The organism is Kordiimonas aestuarii, from assembly GCF_025574465.1.
GTDB lineage: Bacteria > Pseudomonadota > Alphaproteobacteria > Sphingomonadales > Kordiimonadaceae > Kordiimonas > Kordiimonas aestuarii.
Map to the genome: position 1 here is coordinate 718,884 of NZ_JAOBPP010000021.1, position 20,103 is coordinate 738,986.

Sequence of the window (20,103 nt, forward strand, 5' to 3'; positions counted from 1 at the left end):
TAGGTTTTGGGCGTCATGAGGAATTTGATAACAGAATGGGGGAAGGTGATGTTGGAGAAAGACTACCAACCGGTCGAAAGATGTGTAGCGGTGTTAGATATATTAGGTTTCCGATCTCAAATAAGAGATGGGGGGATTCGCAGCCTGGCAAGACAGCTTGATATTCTTTATCTTGATGCGTCCGCTTCTTTGACTTGGGCAGCAACTCAGTTTAGCTCAAAAGACGATGAACGAAAACCCAACTGGTACAAAGGTGTTGAAACGCTCCACCGCCTTTTGTTCTCGGACAGCCTTTTTTTATGGTCTGACCCGCTGCCTAAAACTCAAGTTAGAGAACAAGAAAGAATAGCCGGATTTGCAACGCTAGTTGCGCGGATATTATGTGGGGCGTTTAAGCGAGGGCTTCCAATGCGAGCAGGCCTTGCTTTTGGCGAAGTGGTGATTAACACCAAGAAACAAATAGTCGTGGGGCAACCAATAGTGGATGCCTATTATGTAGAGAGTATTCAGGAATGGGCGGGAGGTGCCTTTCACCAAAGCTTTCCCTATATTGGTTCCAATTCTGCACTACATGATATGGACATTCCGTTAAAGGACGGTGTGACCGAAAGGCCAGACAGGGTGCTAGACTGGGTAAGCCCGCTCTATTGGGGAACGCGGGAACAAGCAACAGAAGACATTGATAAAATAAGATCGTTCTTGGGGGGCGCGGTCTCAAATTCTGAGACTGAGGTGATTCGAAGAAAATATGTTAACACTCTGGAATTTCTAAATACTCGCGTGAGCTATTGGGAGGGGCCAAAGCGGTTTGGATCTAACATTTCATGAGTTGTGAACATATTAGACATTAATAAAAAACCACTCTCGCCTTTTACCTGTTGATTATGGCCTAAAATCGCGGAAGTAGGTTAAAAGCACAGTTGAGTTCGGTGTGCATCATTTGCGAGGAACTGCGCCAATCTTTCGCTGGCCCGACCTAATGGCTTCCGATCATTGTGCTCCCATTGATATATCGTTGATGGATCGACATTGATCAGTTCTGCGAACTGTCGTTGGGTGAGGCCAAGACTTTGACGCTTGAACCTAATCATCTCACCTTGTGTATGTGGCTCCGGAAAAGGCTCATACCCAAGAAATGATATAATCGCCGGATAGTATCGAATTTCCGGCGTAGAGCTGCCTTTTTCCCAGTTCATGATCGTGCAGCTACACACGCCAATCTGCTGACCAACGTCCTTTTGGAAAAGTTCCAGCTCACACCGCCGTTTTAATATATGCTCTCCAATGGTTGTAGGGTTTTTCGGATAAGGCGTTGATCTTTCTACAGAAAGGCGAAATGCCATGTTGGCAACGCGACTATGATTGATGCCCCATCGCGACCAACTGGAAGCTGACAGGATCAAATCATAATTCCTCGTCTATCGCGAGCGTTCACGTATACTCCGCCTTCTGGCCCGCAATATAAGCATCTGCTTCAATGTTGATTGTGTATCGTCAGGCGCGTTCCCTTGTGGGAAGGGCGGCAGATAATCCCATGGTCAGAATTGCGGCTTTCTGAAATTGGCGCCGACGAAAGGGTGCTCACTGCTGTATTTAGTGGGCTCGTATCCTATGGACAAGGTTTAACGATTCACCTGTCAGCAGTTAAGCGCGTAATGAAAATTGCTCTTCGCGAACATTGAGTTTGTCAATGAAATACCCCCTTCCGTCGCGGTCAACCTGAACACCAAGTTCGCGAGCTTTGGGTAGCTTGGCTTTGTGGAAGTATATTTCTTCGCCATCGACTTGGATACATAGAACAAGGTCTTGATTTGGGGGTATCCAACAGTTTAGGCCAACCACCCGCTGAGATAATTGAAGAGTTTGGTCATCAACAAAGCGGCCCGACACCGTATAGACCTTCAGGGGAAATACCAGCATTTTAGCTCGCTCCATGACATCTTCTTCAAAAAACGAGATGATTACGTGGTGTTCAGGCGAAGTGCCATTGGTTTCATGATCAAAATCCAGCACTTTCCGCACGATGATCCGCTTGCTGTCAGTGTTGTTTTTGTTGGCTGAGAAGCCCTGTGCTCGCCAAAAGGCTAGTGAGGTGGGCTCATGCACTTCAACTTCAAACACCGCCACACCTTCTCTGAACGCTCGATACATCACCGCCTCTAATAGAGCAGTACCGTAGCCCTTGCGGCGGTGATCTTCATTCACATAAAGCGTTTCAACTTCGGTCTTTCCAACCTGGTACCCAAAGACTTTGCCTGTGTGCTCCAAGATGTGAAGCGCGCTTTCATCATGGGCTGTCGTGATCATTCGTTTAAGTGATTCCAGTCCGGCGTATGTATCTGCGCGATAAGATTTGTGGTTATCGACTATTTCAACAATGTCTGACTGTCTCGAAGACCTTACGCATGCTGTCACAGTTCCCCCCATTACAATATCACTGCATGCAATGACTATACCTCTAATTGTGTGTATGAAAAGGGCTCCTGAAAATACTTTCCCATTTCGCCGATGGTAGGGAAGAGTAACGCGCGTGAAGTGAGATCACGAGCATATACGTTCCTGGAACTATTTGACTGAACCATCGCAATGCGATGAAGGAGAAAGCTAACTCAGTTGGGGTTTGGCGCCTCTCTTGCGAAACGAAATTTGCTGGATTCACACACAATCTACCAAGCTTCGGTAATCTACTCCAATGCAAGTTCGCGAAGAGCTTGGCCAATGGTGGTCAGCTTCAGCGCCTGTCCAGGCAAAGACGTGGTTAAACTCGAAAGGGTCGCCTCAAGGCTCTCAATCGATTGGGCCAATAGTTCAGGGTTGTGTTCATCGCGCTGCGGCACAGGCAATAGAATGCGCCCGGGTAAGGGAATGAGTACAATTTCGAAAACCCTAAGTCGAAGTAGATGTTCCAAGCCTGCTTCATGGTCAAATCCACAGTCATTGCATTTGTCAAGCAGCCGTTTTTTTGTGTAGCAGGAATGTGGGCTGAGGTTGATACCACTCTCTACATCCAAATTGACCAATTTTGAAAAGGTTCTGGCGGCTTCAGGTGGCATCCCTTGGAGCAGACTTGCTAAGCCGTGATTATCCTTTGAGCGGTTAGGTACCATCGTGTCTGCCAGAAGTTTTGCCCACAATTGCTGAAGGGTAGGATCGTCTTCTATCCATATCGCTGAGGCGGCCAACTCAAGCATCTTGTCGGAGAGATTAGCAGGCTCATATATCTTGAGCTTCCTCAGATGTCGCTGGGTCTCGGTTAGTATTTGAGCCGCACGTGCCTTATAGCGTTCTTGCCGCTCTACGCGCATATGCCGACGTCTGTCCGTAATCCAGTCTCCTATGAGGCCATATGCATCTTGAATAGGCTTTGTACAGCCAAGAAGAATGGCTTCACTTACCCTAAGTTCCAACAGCGGTGTCTTCACCTCTAAGCCGACTTTGCCTTCTCCATTCATTTACCTCGCTCCAAATAGTTGAGTCCAAGAGTCCTCGTATTAAACCTTGTATTACGATAATCGTAAATTTCAATGTATGTTGCAATGGCAAAAATGCTGGAGGCATATAAATTAAATGAGGCTATATGACACGAGGGTCAACATGGCTGGAAATATATGAGTTTCCAAAATTCGAGCATATAGCTGGACAAGAATACAACTTTCAGGGCATTTGACGTTATGTTGTACAACGATGTCAAAAGGCAAAAGTAAGAAAGAGAGATCGGCATGGGGGTCTATGTTGGAACTGTTGGTAACGACAGCCTGACGGGAAGCGAAAGTGATGACAATTTCTCCGGCGGGAACGGATCGGACTATCTGTCTGGTGGCAGCGGCAATGACCGTTTCACAATAACGGACAAGACAGGTAGCTGGCACGACACGGTTATTGGCGGTGAGGGAACAGACCGAGCTATCATCTCACTCGATGGAGTTGATAGTCTCGAAGAATTCTCGAGTATTACAGCCGAACTCGACGATACGCTTGGACTTAACTATGTCCTGACAGATGAAGAGGGAAACAGCATTACCCTCGCTGAAGTCGAAGAGATCGAGATAAATGGGCAAGTCTTCTCCGTTTCGGACGGAGCCACGTCCGGCAGCACCATTTACTCAGACTACTTGCACAGCCTGACGAGCGAAAACTTGATGGTATATGGCATCTCCGATGCCACTGCGACGACAGGCGCCTACGCCTATTGGACCACCGAGTTGGACAGCACGGCAGTTGACCAGAGAATCATTGGCACCGAGAGGGACGATGTCTTGGTGAATCCCTCCGGCCCGTCCATACCTACACCCGCGAATCCAGGGCCTAATGAAGGGTATCGCATTACAGACGATTATATTGATGGGCGTGATGGCGATGACGATATATCAGCCCAGTACGGCACAGACACTCTGATCGGGGGTGATGGTGATGATACGATCGCTGTGTATGATGCGGGCGACTATATTGACGCGGGATCCGGTGACGATTTTGTCCATATTGGCCTCGCAGATCCGTCCGATTTTCTCTTGCTTGATGGTGGCGACGGCATTGATGCCCTGGCTATTACTTTTGAAGGCGATGGGGCGTTTAACCTCGAGAGTTATACGGGTCATGTAAATTTCGAACAATGGAGCCTTCATTTCTACCAGCAGACCACAACTGTTGCGGGCACCTCCGCCGATGACATCATTACACTCTGGTCACACGAGGCTGAGGTGTCTCTCTTTACTGGGGACGGTAACGATACAATCTACGGCGGAGGATGGTCCAGCGATAGCGCTGTGTCTATAAACGCAGGCGTGGGTGATGACTTTATCTACGCCTACACTCACGATGCCACTGTTTTCGGGGGATCAGGACGCGATACAATCTGGGGTTCGTTTGGGGACGATACATTGGATGGCGGCGAGGGTCATGACCTGCTCGAGGGCATTATGGGGACGGATGTTTTCGTTTTACGTTCCGGCGACAGCGACGGTACATTTGACGATGCAGACGAAATTTCCTCATTCACTCCGGGTGATGATAAGATTGCTCTGGACGGTATTTCGCTATCACACATCACCCTTACTGACGAGATAGAAGTAGTAACGGATGAATACTCCCGGCCGATTGTTGTCATATCGGTCACAGATACGAACGAAATTATCGGGGTGGTACGGGACGTCACTTCTACAGACTTTTCTGCCAGTGACTTTATCGCTCTGAATGATCCATTGCCTGATACTCAAGAAGATCCGACTGGGCGTGCATTCACAGCCGTGCTGGATGAAGATACAAGTCATATCTTTCAGAGTTTCCAATTTTCGTTTCGTGATACAGACCCATTGGATACGCTCGCTGCAGTCATCATCGACAGTTTACCCGCGACTGGGGTTTTACTGTTGGATGGCATCGCGGTCGAGGTCGGAACGCGCGTCATCGCCTCCCACCTCGCGGATGGGCTGCTGGTCTATACACCGCCAGCTAATGCAAATGGCGCGAACCTCGCTGCTTTCTCGGTGCGTCTCGAAGACAACACAGGGCTCCTGTCCGAGAGTCTCACAGTTACTCTTGATGTGACGCCGGTCAACGATGCGCCAACCACTGTGAGGCTGTCGTCAAGTACTGTGGACGAGAATACTGTCGGCGCAATTATCGGCACCCTTTCAAGCAATGATATTGAAGGCGAAGCCATAAGCTACACTGTGTCCGATGATAGGTTCGAAGTGGTTGGGGATACCCTGAAACTAAAGGACGATGTTTCTCTTGATTTTGAGATGGGAAGCAGCATTCGGCTCCGCGTTACTGCGGTCGATGCGTCAGGGTTGCGCCACTCCACCTTTCACCGGATTTCTGTTGAAGACCAAGTTGAAGTCTCCCCAGAAACATTGGCCGGGAGCGCAGGTCATGACAGCTTGGTTGGTGGAAGCGCCAATGACCTTGTACTAGGACGCAGTGGCGCTGACACACTCTTGGGTGCTAACGGTAATGACGCGATCGGAGGCGGTGATGGCGATGACCTCTTGGATGGTGGTAGTGAGAATGACCTTTTGTGGGGTGCCGCCGGCAATGACATCCTTATAGGGGGCAACGGCAACGACACTCTATTTAATGGCGCTGGTGCTGATACAGTCGATGGCGGTGATGGAGGCGACACCATTTGGGCCGGCCAGGGGAATGACAGGTTAAGTGGGCAGGGGGGCGCAGATAGATTCGTGTTTGGTCGAGCAGTTGGCGACGATACAGTTACAGATTTTGACGTCTCAGAAGACATATTGGATCTTCGGTATTTGGAAACTCGCTTCGACACCGTGCAAGCGGTTATCGCAGCATCCACGGAAGCTACATACGACGGAGAAACAGGAGTGCTGGTCGACCTCGGTGGGGGCAACAGCGTGTTTCTGATTGGGCTTCAGGTAAGCGACTTGGCGAGTGTTACGATGGTAATTTAGGGAAAACCAATCAACTAACTCTGGTGCCTGAAAAACATTCCATATGGTCTGCCTATCGCTGGGTTTGTCCGACTTCACATTCACTGGATATTGTCTGGATCTTCGCAGTGATACGGGACACGTCGGGGTGACGGTCTTGTAGGCCTAGCTTCTTCAAGTTCTCACGTTCCTTCCCCAGCTTCTCGATACGTTGTTGGCAGGTACCCTGCTCCGCATCGGCGGCACCGGCAATCGGTGGCAAGCGTTCCGATACAAGCTTTTGAATCTCGGCAAGTTTCGCGGACAGTGCCACATTCTCCTGCCGAAGCTGTAGGACTTCCATCTCAAGCCGCTGCACCCGTGTATTCAACTGGTCGGTCGAGTCACTCACGCTCAAGCCAGGCGAAGACACCGAAAGCAGTAAAATAGTTGTCGCCAGACATATACGCATTATCAGCCCCCTAAGATAGAATGGCGCCCCTACGCCATACATATAAATCGCCCGTCAAGGCCAGGTTGTGGAGGTCAGCATATGGGCAGAATTGGTAAATGTCTCGGGTTTTTGATGAAGTCAGCTTAATGCACTTCGGCAATGGCTCATCTTGGATGACAGGCCAGCACGGAGTACACCTTGATTGTACTGGACCTGTTTGCGGAAACGGTTCTCGACTTTAAGGGTTTTGCCTGTCGGACTTTTATAGATGACCGCTTGTGGGCTTTTTTCTAATTGGCCCTCGAGAAATGAAATGGCGCTCCTGTATGCGAGAATCTGCTGGACGCATTGGGCCTTTGAGAGAACTGGCTTAATATACCGCAGTGTTTTTGCTGAGTGCTCGCTCGCGTTTGCGGTAAGGGCTGCCTGGAGCACGCCTATGACGCATATAAGGCTAATTAGGGCATATCTCATACCGTGCCTCCTCAACTGACTGGCAACTGTACCACTGGTGAGCTTGGGATGCCAATATCCTAACCTTCACACGCCAGCGCGGCGTTTTCAGGTTAAAATGGTGTTGGCTGACTGCCCCGCTGCTTTCGAAAGAGCAAGGGGAACGCTAACCGCTGCCGTAGGGTTGGGAAACACCCGTATGCTTGTATAGCTTTATGGCGTTACCGGATCCACCCGTGATTTATGTCGACCGTTCGTTTGGTCAGTCAGCCACCTAACCCAAGGGGGGCATCATGACCTATGTTGGCGTGGATTTGCATAAGAGGACATTCACTGTCTGTTATCGGCAATCTGAGGAAGAGCAGGCTACCGCAGAATTTGAAAACACCAAAGCAGGCGTAAGTGCTTTTATTGCAACCTTGAGCTACCTTGATTCATTAGCTGTCGAAGCAATGAGTATGTCGCGTCCGTTCATTAAAGCGGTGAGGCCGCATGTAAGGGAGGTGGTGCATGTCAACGCGGCCCGGAATGAACTGATATCTAAATCCAACAAAAAGACTGATGCACACGATGCCCGAATGCTGGCTTTCGGTCTTGAATATGGCATTCTTCCGAGAGCTCGCTTCAGATCTGAGGCAGCCCAGCAGTTGCGCAACCTTGTCACCACCCGCTTCAAGCTCGTGATGACGCGGGTTTCGACAATGAACTTCCTTCATGCCGTCTTGGCGCGAAACGGCCTCTCCATTCCAGAGACAAAGATGCGACATGAGAAATGGCGCAGCCAAATTGATACAAGCGTCTTTGGATTCGGGGATGATGCGAGTTGGTATATTTTGAACTTGCAGATGCTCCAGTTAGACAAGGCGATAAATGTTCTTGAGAAAAAGATCCAAATCGCTGTGGAGCAGTTTGAGGGATATAAATCGCTTAGCCCCCTGCCAGGGTTCGGACCAATAACCATCGCGACGCTGCTTTCATACATCGACAGCATTGATGACTTTCCAAGTTCCAAGAAGTTGTGTTCATATTTCGGCATTGTGCCGCGCACCCGTATGTCGGCAGGTGAGCCGTTGCCGAGCAAAAAGTTCGGGCGCTTCCGAACTGGTGCCATAACCCGGACCGGAGACACTCAAGCACGCACAGCGATAACGATGGCTGCCAATTATGCAATTGCAGAGAACGAAAGCTTAAGAGCGTTCTACGACCGGATAAAGGGTCGAAAAGGCTATCGTAAAGCACGAACTGCGACAGCGAGAAAGTTGCTGGGATTAGTATTCTACCTGCTCAAATATCGGTGCACGGTCCGGAATTTCAGACTCATCAACTTTTCCCAGGCATATGAAATCCAACCTTATGTCTGTCCGAAGTTACCAGATTTGCACTAGGCCGATTATCATCACGCGGACCAATATCATGCTACGTAATCCGTTCTGGAAATGGCCGGGTAGTGTAGAATTTCTGAGAGTGTGTCTATAGTCCCAAGCGATATGGTTTAGCCACAAACTTCCATCCTGGCTTATGCGAGAATTTGATTGAGCTTTTGTCCTGCCGAACCTGATGGCTTTCGGCGATTGTGCTCCCACTGATGCACCGTCGATGGATCAACCTGTATCAGCTCCGCGAATTGCCGTTGCGAAAGTCCGAGACTTTGGCGCTTGAACTTAATCATCTCACCCAGTGTTCGCGGTTCTGGAAAGGGCTCATATCCAAGAAACGATATGATAGCCGGATAAAATTGTATTTCCGGGTGAGTAGCCTCTTTTTCCCAGTTAGTGATCGTCCATGTATTGACACCTATTTGTGCTGCTACATGTCGTTGGAAAAGGCCGAGCTCATGGCGTTTTTTTAGGATATGCTCTCCTATAGTTTTCGGGTGTTTTGGATAAGGTTTTGATCTTTCTATGGAAAGGCGAAATGACATGTTGGCAACGCGACTATGCCGCTGTGGTTATCTGGATGATCCGGCGCTGGCGTGCGGGCGTGCGCCCAAGTGCGCGCTGGATTACCAGTCTAAAATCTCAGGCCCGCTGTATGACCGAATGGACCTGCATGTGGACGTGCCCGCGGTATCCGCGAGCGATCTGACCTTGCCGTCACCGGCGGAGACATCGGCGGATGTCGCTGCGCGCGTTTTCAGGGCGCGCGAGGTACAACACCGGCGCTATAGCGCACTGGGCGCGCCCGAGGCTGTGCGGGTTAATGCGCGCGCGGACGGTAAAATTCTTGAAGCGGTGGTCAGGCTTGACACCAGCGGCAGGATATTGATGGAGCGCGCGACCGATCGCATGCGCTTGTCAGCCCGCGGCTATCACCGGGTGCTGCGGGTGGCGCGTACGCTGGCGGATCTTGAGGGCGCGTCAGATGTGACCAGCAGCCATATCGCCGAAGCACTGACCTACCGCCGCATGAGCCCACACATGGCAATGACAGCGGCGGGATAACGCAAAATGGGGAACGCACATGGATCTCGGGATTTTTTCTGTCAGCCTTGCGGTAAAGGACATCAAGGCATCACGCCGGTTTTATGAGACTTTGGGTTTCAAGGCCGAGCACGGCGATGAGGACAAGAAGTGGCTGATTATGGTGAACGGGGAGGCCAAGATTGGCCTGTTTGAAGGTATGTTTGAAGACAATATCCTGACGTTCCATCCGTCAGACACCCGCGCGGTTGAAAAAGTGCTCAGGGACGCCGGGTACCACATCGACAAGGAAGCCCAGGGTGACGATGGTCCCTGCCACACCGTCCTTAAGGACCCGGACGGCAATGTGGTCATGTTTGACCAGTTCTGAACATGCCCCGCAAGCTGAGGTATATCATCGGCATCGGTTGCATGGGCGCAGTGCTTGCGGCGGCAATTTTTTTACCGGCGCCCGCGATATGGGTGGCGCGGGTCGCCCTTGTCGGGCCGTTCGTGTGCATGGTTTGGCAAAGGCGGCAGTACCGGCTTTTAAGAACGCGACAGGTTTTCTGGTCCGCCCTTTTGACAAGTTGTGCAATGGCACTGGCGATAACGACGATATTGGCACTCGGGGGAGGAATGTTACCCTTTACGCTTGCTGTGCTGCTTATGCAGCCACCGGTTTTGGCCACGCTGATGGCCGCAAGCTTTCATCACCTGAGCATGGGAACAGGGCGAATGGCCTGAGCACTATTCGACCCGAAACTCGATTCTGACCTTTTTTTCATCCTTGTCCGCGCGCGAGGCTGTCAGTTCGCCGGTCCAGATGCCGGGCATGAAGCCGCCCGCTGGTTGTTTGCGGCCAATGAAGCGGTAGTAGAACTGATGGTCCTTGTCGATATCCATGTCCTGATCGACAAATGTTTTACCCTTCGGGTCCCTGATCACCATATGCCACTGGTCGGCCTGGCGGATGTGCATGGCCCGGGCTGTAAGCACCAGCGCCGGGCTGTTCCGGCTGAGGATGTTTGCACCGGCTTGCCAGATTGTCTCACGTTTGGGTGGTTCCTCCGAGGCCTGTAACTCAAAGAGCACCAGCGGCTCATAGGCGATATCATGCGCCCACAGCATGGGCCCGCTGGCGTCACAGACGTCGGACATGGTGCTGCCGTCAAAGGGGTCGATAATCTGGCCGTCACGGCGCAGCATATAGTGCAGGTGGGGAAACTCTGTCTGGCCCGACAGGCCAATCTCAGCGATTTGGTCACCTGCCGTGACTGTGTCACCCTGCGCTACGGTAATGCTGTTGTTCTTGAGATGGCAATATTGGCTCTCGTCGCCATTGTCATGTGCCAGCACGATGCCGTTGCCGCACTTCTGTCCTTCAACTTCCGCCTTGCCGGTTTTGCGTACCGACACATCCGGCATGCCATCCCGCACCCGAAGAATGGTGCCGGACTTGGCTGCCAGCACCGCCACGCCGTCCGCCATGCGGCCGAGATCGGCGATGGCGATGTCGGTGCCTTTGTGGCCGGGCTGGCTTTGGCCACCACACAGGTAATCCTTGGCTTTTCCGCCTTGGCCGTGGTTGACATACCGCGCGATCCAACAGTCTTTTCCTGGCTCACAGGCTACGGGAAAATGCAGACCATCGGGGTTGGCCGGTGGGGTTGCTTCCGAGCTCTTTTGCTCGCAGGCCGAAAGCAGTATCGAAACGATGGCCAGCGCGACAAGGTGTTTCGGTGTTCCTGTTGTGCCAACCATGCCATGTCTCCTCTATTTGCTTCGGTTTGCCTTCTCATCAAGCCCGGAAAGCCCTTCGCGCCGCGCGAGTTCCGCTGCAACGTCGCCAAGGCTCAGGCCTTTGGCGCGCAGCAGCACCATCAGGTGAAACAACAGGTCAGCGCTTTCGGCGACCAGTTCCTTGTCGTCACCCCCGGCGACCGCCATGGCGGCTTCAACGGCTTCTTCCCCTACCTTCTGCGCTATCTTTTTGGCACCTTTATGGTAAAGCCGCGCAACATAGCTTTTTTCAGGGTCGGCGTTTTTTCGTTCCTCCAGCAGGGCCTCAAGTTTTGTTAGTGTCTCTAACATGTCACTCATGCTGCTGTCTCCCTGACCGGAATACCTTCAAGCGCCATATGCGCCTTTGCTTCGGCAATGGTATAATCACCAAAGTGGAAAATCGAGGCCGCAAGCACGGCGGATGCGTGCCCGTCGCGCACACCTTCAACCAGATGGTCCAGCGTGCCCACACCGCCCGAAGCAATCACCGGGATACTTACCGCGTCTGATATCGCGCGTGTCAGCTCAATATTGAAGCCTTCCCGCGTGCCGTCGCGGTCCATGCTGGTGAGCAGGATTTCACCCGCACCCAGGCGTGCCGCTTCTTTGGCATATTCAACCGCGTCAATGCCGGTGGCGGTGCGGCCACCATGCGTGAACACCTCCCACTTGCCGGGGGCGACCGCCTTCGCGTCAACGGCGACCACAATACACTGTGCGCCAAATTTTTCCGACAGTTCGCCAATAAGGGCGGGACGGTCCACAGCGGCGGTCATCACAGACACCTTGTCCGCGCCCGCAAGCAGCAGCTTGCGCACGTCCTCTGCCGTGCGCACACCGCCGCCCACCGTCAGCGGCATAAAGCAGGCTTCGGCTGTGCGGCTGACCACATCCAGCAGGATATCGCGTCGCTCGGATGAAGCCGTAATGTCCAGAAATGTCAGCTCGTCCGCGCCTGCTGCGTCATAGACACGCGCCTGCTCCACCGGGTCACCGGCGTCGATGAGGTCCACGAAGTTCACACCCTTGACCACACGGCCGTCCTTCACATCAAGGCAGGGTATAATGCGCGCTTTCAGCATTTTGCTACCTCCAGCGCGGCCTTGAGGTCAAGCCGCCCGTCATAGATGGCGCGCCCCGTGACCACACCCTCAAGGTTGCCGGCAGCCTTGACCGCGTGGATGTCATCAATGTCCTTCACACCGCCTGACGCAATCACCGGGATCGATACCGCGTTTGCGAGCAGCGACGATGCACCCGCGTTCACGCCCGCGAGTGTACCGTCCCGGTCGATATCGGTGTGGATAATCGCGGCGACACCGGCGTCCTCAAACTGGCAGGCAAGCTCTGTCACCTCTACTTCGCTGGCTTCGGCCCAGCCTTCGACCGCAACCATGCCGCCCTTGGCGTCAATACCGACGGCAACCTTACCGGGGAACAGCTTGCAGGCTTCCTTGACAAGGTCGGGGTTCTTGACCGCGAGAGTACCGAGGATCAGCCGCGAGATACCGGCCTCCAGCCAGCGTTCCATGGTTTTGAGGTCGCGGATACCGCCGCCCAGCTGTACGGGAACATTGGTTGCCTTCAGGATGGCTTCCACAGCTGCCGCGTTCACCGGTTCACCCGCGAAGGCGCCGTTAAGGTCCACGAGGTGCAGCCAGCGGCAACCTGCGTCCACGAACTCCTTCGCCTGCGCGGCAGGGTTGTCGTTGAAGACGGTGGCGGCGTTCATGTCACCCTTAAAGAGGCGTACGCAGTTGCCGTCCTTCAGGTCGATGGCGGGATAAATCGTGATCATGGCTGCCACTCCAAAAAGGCGGCGAGAAGCGCAAGACCAACGGCCTGACTTTTCTCGGGGTGAAACTGGGTGCCGACCATATTATCGCGGCCGACAAGCGCGGTGACACGCCCGCCATGCTCGGTGGTGGCGAGAAGGGCGGCGTCATTCGTCAGTGTCATATGGTAGCTGTGGACAAAATAGGCGTGGTCACCGGGGCGGATATGCTTACACACCGGGTGCACACGGCCTGCGCCCGACAGGGTCAGCTCATTCCAGCCCATGTGCGGGATCTTGAGGCTGGGGTCAGCGGGGGTCATAGGCTCGACCACGGCGTCCAGCCAGCCGAAGCCTTCATGGATGCCGTGTTCATGCCCTTCGCCCGCCATCAGCTGCATGCCGACACAGATGCCAAGGAAGGGTTTAGCGGCTTCCAGCACGGCTTCTTCGATCGTGTCGGCAAGACCATCAATGGCCATCAGGCCACGGCGGCAATCGCCAAAGGCGCCTACGCCCGGCAGCACGATACGGTCGGCTTTTGCGACCACTTCTGGCTGGTCGGTCACAATAATCTTGCGGTCAAGCTTGGCGTCCAGCGCCGCCCGCGTCAGCGCTTTTTCAGCGGAACGCAGGTTGCCCGAGCCATAATCAATAATGGCAACGGTTTCGGTCATAAGGTGTCCCCGAAATGTTAGAGGCTGCCGCCAAGCGTGCCTTTGGTGGACGGAACAGCATCTGCCTTGCGCGGGTCTACCTCTGTGGCCACCCTCAGCGCGCGGGCAACTGCCTTGAAGCTGCTCTCGATAATATGGTGGTTGTTGACACCGTACAGGTTTTCCACATGAAGCGTCACGCCTGCGGCAAACGCAAAGGCGCGGAAGAACTCTTCAAAAAGCTCGGTGTCCATCTCGCCGATCTTGTCGCGGCTGAAATCCACCTTCCACACGATGAAAGGCCTGCCGGAAATGTCGATCGCGGCGCGGGTAAGCGTCTCGTCCATCGGGATATAGGCACTTGCATACCGCGTGATGCCCTTCATATCCCCCAGCGCTTTTTTGATTGCCGTGCCGATCACAATACCGCAGTCCTCGGTGGTGTGGTGGCCGTCAATGTGCAGGTCCCCTTTGGCGCGCAGGGTGATATCCATCAGTGAATGGCGCGACAGCTGCTCAATCATATGATCAAGAAAACCAATGCCGGTATGAACGTCGTACGTGCCCGTACCGTCCAGATTTACCGTCACGGAGATTTCGGTCTCCTTGGTCTTTCTTTCACATGATGCCGTGCGCATGTTTTACTCCGCTTGCAGCCTACAGGATAAAAGCCGTGTAATCACCGGCCTTTCGGTCACTATGGCTTTAGGGTTAAAGTACCTGAAACGCAAGGGTTTATGGGGCTTTTCAGCCTAATTGCTTGTAAGAGGGCTGTTCGGTTCATATATCCTTTCGCAAAGAGAAAAACCGGAAAAGGAAAACTAAACTCCTATGACCCAGTTCCATTCAGAACTCCCCACATGGCATGCCACCACCATCTGCAGCGTGCGCAAGGACGGCAAGGTGGTGATCGCCGGTGACGGACAGGTTTCGGTCGGCGACACGGTGATGAAAGCCAACGCGCGCAAGGTGCGCCACTTGGCAGGCGGCAAGGTTATTGCCGGTTTCGCCGGTGCGACCGCTGATGCTTTTACACTATTTGAGCGCCTTGAGGCCAAGCTTGAACGCCACCCCGGCCAGCTTGCCCGGGCGTGCGTGGAGCTCGCGAAAGACTGGCGCACGGACAAATACCTGCGCCAGCTTCAGGCCATGATGATTGTGGTCGATGAAGGCACCAGCCTTGTGGTCACCGGCAACGGCGACGTGCTGGAGCCAGAGCACGGTGTGGTCGCCATCGGCTCCGGCGGCAACTATGCGCTGGCCGCCGCCCGCGCGCTTTATGACCAGGACCTGAGCGCCGAGGACATCGCGCGCAAGGCAATGAAAATTGCCGCCGATATCTGTGTATACACCAACAATAATATCGTGGTTGAGCATATGGAAGCTTCCGTCCCCACGACCGATCGTCAGGAGTAAATATGACCAGTTTTTCCCCGCGGGAGATTGTCTCCGAGCTTGACCGCTTCATCATCGGCCAGCAGGACGCCAAACGCGCCGTTGCCGTGGCGCTCAGGAACCGTTGGCGCCGTCAGCAGCTTGAAGGCCAGATGCGCGACGAGGTGCTGCCCAAGAACATCCTGATGATCGGGCCAACCGGCGTCGGTAAAACCGAGATCTCCCGCCGCCTTGCCAAGCTGGCCGAAGCCCCGTTTATTAAGGTTGAGGCCACCAAATTTACCGAAGTAGGGTATGTGGGCCGCGATGTGGAGCAGATCATCCGCGACCTGATTGAAAACGCCATCCTGATGCTGAAGGAAAAGCGCCGCAAGGAAGTGGCCGCCAAGGCCGAGATCCACGCCGAAGAGCGTGTGCTGGACGCGCTTGTGGGCGACGGTGCCGGCGACGCCACGCGGCAGAAATTCCGCAAGATGCTGCGCGAGGGAGAGCTGTCGGAAAAGGAAATCGAGCTTGAAGTGGCCGATACCCAAAGCCCCTTCCCGCAGTTTGACATTCCCGGCATGCCAGGCGCCAGCATGGGTATGGTCAACCTTGGTGACATGTTCGGCAAGGCCATGGGCGGCCGCAAGGTCAAGAAGCGACTGAAGGTTTCGGAAGCTTATGAAGTGCTGATGGCGGAAGAAGCCGATAAGCTGGTGGATGAGGAAAGCGTGACCCGCGACGCTACCAGCCTTGTGGAGAACCACGGCATTGTCTTCCTTGATGAGATCGACAAAATCTGCGCCCGCCAGGATGTGCGCGGCGGTGATGTCAGCCGCGAAGGCGTGCAGCGCGACCTGCTGCCGCTGATTGAAGGCACGACGGTGTCGACCAAATACGGTGCGGTCAAGACCGACCATATCCTGTTTATTGCGTCCGGTGCGTTCCATATTGCCAAGCCAAGCGACCTGCTGCCTGAGCTTCAGGGCCGCTTGCCGATCAGGGTTGAACTGCGACCGCTGACGGAAGAAGACTTCAAACGCATCCTGACGGAACCCGACTATAGCCTCATCCGCCAGTATGTCGCGCTGATGGGCACCGAAGACCTGACGCTTGAGTTCACTGAGGACGGCATCGACGAAATCGCACGTATTTCTGCACACTTTAACGAAACGGTTGAAAATATCGGTGCCCGGCGCCTGCATACCGTGCTGGAAAAAGTGCTGGAGGAAGTCAGCTTCACCGCCAGTGATCAGAGCGGCGGCAACATCACCGTAGACGCCGACTTTGTGCGCAAAAACATGGGCGAACTGGCCGAGAAAGATAACGACCTGTCCAAGTTCATCCTATAGCGACCCCTAATAAATTATCATGGCGCTTCAACTGCCCGGTGGACGCCGGCGGTTGGGGCGTTATAGTTTCTGGCAAGCAAAGACAAACCAGCGGAGACACCTTCATGGCCTATGACGAGAATAATATTTTCGCGAAAATTCTGCGCGACGAGATTCCGTGCAAGAAGGTCTATGAGGATGATTTTGCGCTCGCCTTCCATGATATCAACCCGCAGGCACCCGTTCATGTGCTGGTGATCCCCAAGGGGCCTTATGTGTCCATGGCGGACTTCACCGCCCATGCGCCGGATGACCTGGTCGCCGGTTTCATGCGGGCGGTGGGTAAAACGGCGGAGGAACTTGGGCTGGCGGAAGATGGTTACCGTACGCTCGCAAATGCGGGCGAGAACGCGCATCAGGAAGTGCCACACCTGCATATTCATATCTTTGGCGGCAAGCCGCTTGGCCCAATGCTGGTCGGGCACGCTCTAGGCGGGGAAGGCCCTGGGGGCTATTGAGTCTTAAAGCTCGCGTGCTTCATCGGTCAGCAAAATGGGAATACCATCCCGGATCGGGAAGGCGAGGTTTGCTGACCTGCTGATCAACTCCTGCTTTTCAGCGTCATACTCAAGCCGCTGTTTGGTAACAGGGCACACAAGAATTTCAAGAAGTTTGGGGCTGGTGCTGCTGCGCTCGCTCATGTTGTTTTCCGATGTGCTGGTTGCCCCTTAGTGGGCTTTAGCCGGGCCTTCGCTTTTCATGGTGCTTGTCGCCGCCATGGTCAACAGGTTTCTCAAAAGTGCCGAGCGCATGTAAACCGTCTCGGCCTCCAGAAGGGCCTGTTTTTCCGCGTGCGCAAACGGCACGATCATCGACAGGGTGTTCACCAGCACGTCATCCGGCGCTTCGGCGATGGCGCTGAAATCAGCCTCAAGCCCCTTGATGTCAAGGTAGGCTTTCAGCGACGTGAAAAGGTCGTCGCGTTCCACGGCTGTGGTGGTCTCCCCGCCCCAGGGATCGGCGGCAAAGGGCGCCCAGTTTGCCCGCACCTGCCGGTAAGGCGTGGCCGTGCTCAGTTCTTCTTCAATCCTGAACCTCGATATACCCTTGAGGCGAATGAGGAATCGACCGTCGCCGGTTTCCTTGAGTTCCGAGATCATGCCCATGCCACCTACGCCATAGAGCGCGGGCTTTTTGCCGCCTTCGTCCTTGTCCTTGGGCTGGACCATGCCAATAAGCTTGTGGCTGGCTTCCGCATCGCGCACCATCTTGAGGTAGCGCGGTTCAAAGATATTCAGCGGCAGGCTGGCACCCGGCAGCAGGATAACGCCCGAGAGCGGAAACACAGGAATGACGGACGGCAACTCCTCTAACGTATGCTCTTTGTCCGTCACACCACGCTCCTAGCTGAACAGTACCGAAGACAGGCGGCGCCTGTACTTCAGGGTGAAGGGGTCTGTCGCTCCCTGTGCTTCAAAAAGCTTCAGCAGCTGCTTGCGCGCGGCATCATCGTTCCATTCGCGGTCCCGCATGATGATACCAAGAAGGGCCTCGGCGGCTTTATCAAGCGCGCCCTGCCCCTGGTACGCCAGCGCGAGCTTGTAGCGTGCCTCATGGTTCATCGGGTCGGCAGCGACCTCAGCCTCAAGCGCGCTGGCGTCACCAGCGTCCTTTGCCTCATCAGCCAGTTGAAGGGCGGCGCGGATACGGGCAAGCCGTTCCTTGAGCTTGGCATCTTCAACCTTGCTTTCGTCGATAGTGTCGAGGATCTGCCCGGTTTGTTCGCCCTGCCCCAGCTTGGCCGACGCGTCGGCCATGCCGATAAGCGCGTGCACGTTACCCTCGTCATGCATCAGGATCTGTTGGTAAACCTGGGCGGCCTGCATGGCCTCGCCAGCGTCGAACAGCTCATCGGCATGCGCCAGTGCTTCCGCCAGCGGGTCGCCTTCGCTGCCGCCTTCGCCGCCTGACAGTTGTGTCAGCCGGTCAATGAAGGTTTTGAGGTGCGATGCGGGCACGGCACCCTGAAAGCCGTCGACCGGTTGCCCCTGCCAGAAAGCCAGCACAGTTGGCAGGCTTTGGACCTGAAGCTGGGAACACAAAGTCTGGTTTTCGTCAGCGTTTACTTTCACCAGCGCCACGGCGCCACCCGCAGCCTTCACAGCGGCTTCAAGGGCAGGCATCAGTTGTTTGCACGGGCCACACCAGTCCGCCCAGAAGTCAACGATCACAGGCCGGGTGCGCGACGCGGCGATAACATCTTCGCCGAAATTGCGGACGTCACTGTCCTTGATCATATCTGCATCTGCGGTGTTTACGTCACCGCCCAATATGGTTTCCATAACGATACTCTTGTTAATTTTTTTGCCCGAGGCGGCGTCAGCTCTTTCCGCGACCATAGGCGCTCAGTCGCGTCATGACCAGTGGGGATTGATGAAATTTTCTGTGCGCAGCGTCAGGATAAAGTGTCGAAGTCGATCACCTGCGCGGTGTAACCGCAGGCTTGGACAAAGCGCATGAGCTCAGACGGCTTTATTGCGGTAGTGGCGGCATTATGAAGGGGGTGCACATTTATCAGGTCACCGTCCAGCAAGTGTTTATCAATGGCGAAGACCAGCGGCGGCGTGCCTCCTTCGAGAACGCGGTTGTTATAAAGCGCAAGCGGTGTGACCGAGCCCGGCACCACCCCGAGATAGCTCATCAGGCTATCGGCGGAACCAAACGACAGGCGACCCAGCGCAATCCGGTCGGCCAATGTGCGCAGATCTACCTTGCGGTTTTCCTCAAGCGTGATGAGCGCACGGCGCTTTTTCTTGTCGCGCACAAAGAGGTTTTTGGTGTGCGCGCCGGGCATGCCTCCTTCGCTGCTGATACGCGCCGCCTGTGCGTCTTCAACGGTGAAAACAGGCTCATGGCGATAGGTTCTAACCTCAATGCCCAGGCCTTCAAGGAAGGCATAAAGGGCTTGTTCCGATTTTGGCGATTCCATGTAAAATTCCCGATTTTCCCTACGGCTATCAACAGTCTTTCGTGCAAATATCCATTATTTTCATTGGCTTAAGCAAGTTTCATAAAAAAATAAAAAAAGGTGTTGCAAAGGAAAGGTGGATAGCTATTATCCCGCCTCGCAAGCAGCAATGCTTGTGACCCCTTACGTGTTGAGCGGGCGTAGCTCAGGGGTAGAGCATAACCTTGCCAAGGTTAGGGTCGTGAGTTCGAATCTCATCGCCCGCTCCATTATCTCCCTGATTTATCAGGGATTTACAAAAGCCTCCCACACTGGAAACAGTCGGGAGGTTTTTTGTTTTGTGCGCTTAGAGGCCGGCGAGCCGGGCCAGGATAGCGCGTTTTTCATCATTGCTGGCGCGCGACCAGACACCAATTTCAAATGGCGTGCGCAGGCAGCCGATGCAATAGCTTCCGCCCGGGTCCAGCTTGCATACACCGGTACAGGGGCTTTCGACTTCATCAGCTACATCATTTTCGGGTTTGGTGTGCAT

Annotated in this window: 23 protein-coding genes, 1 tRNA gene and 1 pseudogene; 9 read left to right on the top strand and 16 right to left on the bottom strand. The window is 54.2% G+C overall.

Annotated features, from left to right (window positions below; translation table 11 throughout):
• Positions 1–48 precede the first annotated feature (48 nt).
• Entirely contained in the window at positions 49–828 is a 780-nt protein-coding gene (locus OEU85_RS15895) for a hypothetical protein (RefSeq protein ID WP_262692501.1), read from the top strand.
• A gap of 80 nt (positions 829–908) precedes the next feature.
• On the opposite strand, the gene OEU85_RS15900 is transcribed toward OEU85_RS15895, so the two are convergent.
• From OEU85_RS15900 to OEU85_RS15910, 3 genes are all read right to left on the bottom strand, one after another.
• Positions 909–1,403 (bottom strand): helix-turn-helix domain-containing protein, encoded by a 495-nt coding sequence (locus OEU85_RS15900; protein WP_262692502.1) that lies wholly within the window; start codon positions 1,401–1,403, stop codon positions 909–911.
• Between the two features lie 241 nt (positions 1,404–1,644).
• Complete coding sequence (locus tag OEU85_RS15905) at positions 1,645–2,427, bottom strand: GNAT family N-acetyltransferase (protein ID WP_262692503.1); 783 nt, start codon at positions 2,425–2,427, stop codon at positions 1,645–1,647.
• A gap of 257 nt (positions 2,428–2,684) precedes the next feature.
• Positions 2,685–3,452, bottom strand: a complete 768-nt coding sequence (locus OEU85_RS15910) for a hypothetical protein (protein ID WP_262692504.1) — start codon at positions 3,450–3,452, stop codon at positions 2,685–2,687.
• Between the two features lie 267 nt (positions 3,453–3,719).
• On the opposite strand from OEU85_RS15910, the gene OEU85_RS15915 reads away from it, so the two are divergent.
• Positions 3,720–6,416, top strand: coding sequence for a calcium-binding protein (locus OEU85_RS15915; protein ID WP_262692505.1), 2,697 nt, complete (start codon positions 3,720–3,722; stop codon positions 6,414–6,416).
• Positions 6,417–6,468: 52 nt separating this feature from the next.
• Here OEU85_RS15915 and OEU85_RS15920 read toward each other — a convergent pair whose 3' ends face one another.
• Positions 6,469–6,846 carry a hypothetical protein gene (locus OEU85_RS15920; RefSeq protein WP_262692506.1) on the bottom strand — a complete coding sequence of 126 codons (378 nt, stop codon included), beginning with the start codon at positions 6,844–6,846 and terminating at the stop codon, positions 6,469–6,471.
• Positions 6,847–7,574: 728 nt separating this feature from the next.
• Here OEU85_RS15920 and OEU85_RS15925 point away from each other — a divergent pair.
• Positions 7,575–8,666 carry an IS110 family RNA-guided transposase gene (locus OEU85_RS15925; protein ID WP_262692507.1) on the top strand — a complete coding sequence of 364 codons (1,092 nt, stop codon included), beginning with the start codon at positions 7,575–7,577 and terminating at the stop codon, positions 8,664–8,666.
• Between the two features lie 131 nt (positions 8,667–8,797).
• Here the strand turns inward: OEU85_RS15925 and OEU85_RS15930 are convergent, their stop codons facing one another.
• Positions 8,798–9,202 carry a helix-turn-helix domain-containing protein gene (locus tag OEU85_RS15930; protein ID WP_262692508.1) on the bottom strand — a complete coding sequence of 135 codons (405 nt, stop codon included), beginning with the start codon at positions 9,200–9,202 and terminating at the stop codon, positions 8,798–8,800.
• Between the two features lie 16 nt (positions 9,203–9,218).
• On the opposite strand from OEU85_RS15930, the pseudogene OEU85_RS15935 reads away from it, so the two are divergent.
• Together OEU85_RS15935 and OEU85_RS15940 are read left to right on the top strand one after the other, a co-directional pair.
• Positions 9,219–9,722: pseudogene (locus OEU85_RS15935) on the top strand (magnesium chelatase subunit ChlI family protein); the annotation flags it as partial.
• A 19-nt stretch (positions 9,723–9,741) separates the two neighbouring features.
• Positions 9,742–10,071 (top strand): VOC family protein, encoded by a 330-nt coding sequence (locus tag OEU85_RS15940; RefSeq protein WP_262692510.1) that lies wholly within the window; start codon positions 9,742–9,744, stop codon positions 10,069–10,071.
• Positions 10,072–10,430: 359 nt separating this feature from the next.
• Here OEU85_RS15940 and OEU85_RS15945 read toward each other — a convergent pair whose 3' ends face one another.
• The 6 genes from OEU85_RS15945 to hisB are packed head-to-tail and all read right to left on the bottom strand — an operon-like array spanning position 10,431 to position 14,533.
• Positions 10,431–11,444 (bottom strand): M23 family metallopeptidase, encoded by a 1,014-nt coding sequence (locus tag OEU85_RS15945; protein WP_262692511.1) that lies wholly within the window; start codon positions 11,442–11,444, stop codon positions 10,431–10,433.
• 12 nt (positions 11,445–11,456) lie between these two features.
• On the bottom strand, positions 11,457–11,783 hold the full coding sequence (locus OEU85_RS15950; RefSeq protein WP_262692512.1) for a phosphoribosyl-ATP diphosphatase: 327 nt from the start codon (positions 11,781–11,783) through the stop codon (positions 11,457–11,459).
• Positions 11,780–12,547 carry an imidazole glycerol phosphate synthase subunit HisF gene (gene hisF, locus OEU85_RS15955; RefSeq protein ID WP_262692513.1) on the bottom strand — a complete coding sequence of 256 codons (768 nt, stop codon included), beginning with the start codon at positions 12,545–12,547 and terminating at the stop codon, positions 11,780–11,782. The genes OEU85_RS15950 and hisF overlap by 4 nt, the downstream gene beginning before the upstream one ends.
• Positions 12,541–13,260 (bottom strand): 1-(5-phosphoribosyl)-5-[(5-phosphoribosylamino)methylideneamino]imidazole-4-carboxamide isomerase, encoded by a 720-nt coding sequence (hisA, locus tag OEU85_RS15960; RefSeq protein WP_394805440.1) that lies wholly within the window; start codon positions 13,258–13,260, stop codon positions 12,541–12,543. Before hisA ends, hisF begins: the two co-directional genes overlap by 7 nt.
• Positions 13,260–13,916: an imidazole glycerol phosphate synthase subunit HisH gene (gene hisH, locus OEU85_RS15965; RefSeq protein ID WP_262692515.1), complete on the bottom strand. Its 657-nt coding sequence runs from the start codon at positions 13,914–13,916 to the stop codon at positions 13,260–13,262. Before hisH ends, hisA begins: the two co-directional genes overlap by 1 nt.
• 17 nt (positions 13,917–13,933) lie before the next feature.
• Positions 13,934–14,533 carry an imidazoleglycerol-phosphate dehydratase HisB gene (gene hisB / locus OEU85_RS15970; protein WP_262692516.1) on the bottom strand — a complete coding sequence of 200 codons (600 nt, stop codon included), beginning with the start codon at positions 14,531–14,533 and terminating at the stop codon, positions 13,934–13,936.
• 193 nt (positions 14,534–14,726) lie between these two features.
• Here hisB and hslV point away from each other — a divergent pair, with 193 nt between their 5' ends.
• The 3 genes from hslV (at position 14,727) to OEU85_RS15985 (ending at position 17,121) form a co-directional block, all read left to right on the top strand.
• On the top strand, positions 14,727–15,311 hold the full coding sequence (gene hslV / locus OEU85_RS15975) for an ATP-dependent protease subunit HslV (protein ID WP_262692517.1): 585 nt from the start codon (positions 14,727–14,729) through the stop codon (positions 15,309–15,311).
• Between the two features lie 2 nt (positions 15,312–15,313).
• Positions 15,314–16,624, top strand: coding sequence for an ATP-dependent protease ATPase subunit HslU (gene hslU / locus OEU85_RS15980; protein WP_262692518.1), 1,311 nt, complete (start codon positions 15,314–15,316; stop codon positions 16,622–16,624).
• A gap of 104 nt (positions 16,625–16,728) precedes the next feature.
• Positions 16,729–17,121 carry a histidine triad nucleotide-binding protein gene (locus OEU85_RS15985; RefSeq protein ID WP_262692519.1) on the top strand — a complete coding sequence of 131 codons (393 nt, stop codon included), beginning with the start codon at positions 16,729–16,731 and terminating at the stop codon, positions 17,119–17,121.
• 3 nt (positions 17,122–17,124) lie between these two features.
• Here OEU85_RS15985 and OEU85_RS15990 read toward each other — a convergent pair whose 3' ends face one another.
• The 4 genes from OEU85_RS15990 to OEU85_RS16010 all read right to left on the bottom strand — a co-directional run bounded on the left by OEU85_RS15990 (position 17,125) and on the right by OEU85_RS16010 (position 19,592).
• Positions 17,125–17,304: a Trm112 family protein gene (locus tag OEU85_RS15990; RefSeq protein ID WP_262692520.1), complete on the bottom strand. Its 180-nt coding sequence runs from the start codon at positions 17,302–17,304 to the stop codon at positions 17,125–17,127.
• Positions 17,305–17,331: 27 nt separating this feature from the next.
• Positions 17,332–17,997, bottom strand: a complete 666-nt coding sequence (locus tag OEU85_RS15995; protein ID WP_262692521.1) for an LON peptidase substrate-binding domain-containing protein — start codon at positions 17,995–17,997, stop codon at positions 17,332–17,334.
• Between the two features lie 9 nt (positions 17,998–18,006).
• A complete protein-coding gene (locus OEU85_RS18660; protein WP_394805427.1) occupies positions 18,007–18,945 on the bottom strand; it encodes a tetratricopeptide repeat protein in 939 nt (312 codons plus the stop codon).
• Positions 18,946–19,058: 113 nt separating this feature from the next.
• The gene (locus OEU85_RS16010) at positions 19,059–19,592 is read right to left on the bottom strand and encodes a prolyl-tRNA synthetase associated domain-containing protein (RefSeq protein WP_262692522.1); all 534 of its coding nucleotides are present in this window, start codon (positions 19,590–19,592) and stop codon (positions 19,059–19,061) included.
• 173 nt (positions 19,593–19,765) lie between these two features.
• Between OEU85_RS16010 and OEU85_RS16015 the strand changes: the two genes are divergently transcribed.
• Positions 19,766–19,840 (top strand) — tRNA-Gly (locus OEU85_RS16015).
• A gap of 77 nt (positions 19,841–19,917) precedes the next feature.
• Here the strand turns inward: OEU85_RS16015 and OEU85_RS16020 are convergent.
• Positions 19,918–20,103 carry a DUF1289 domain-containing protein gene (locus OEU85_RS16020; RefSeq protein WP_262692523.1) on the bottom strand — a complete coding sequence of 62 codons (186 nt, stop codon included), beginning with the start codon at positions 20,101–20,103 and terminating at the stop codon, positions 19,918–19,920.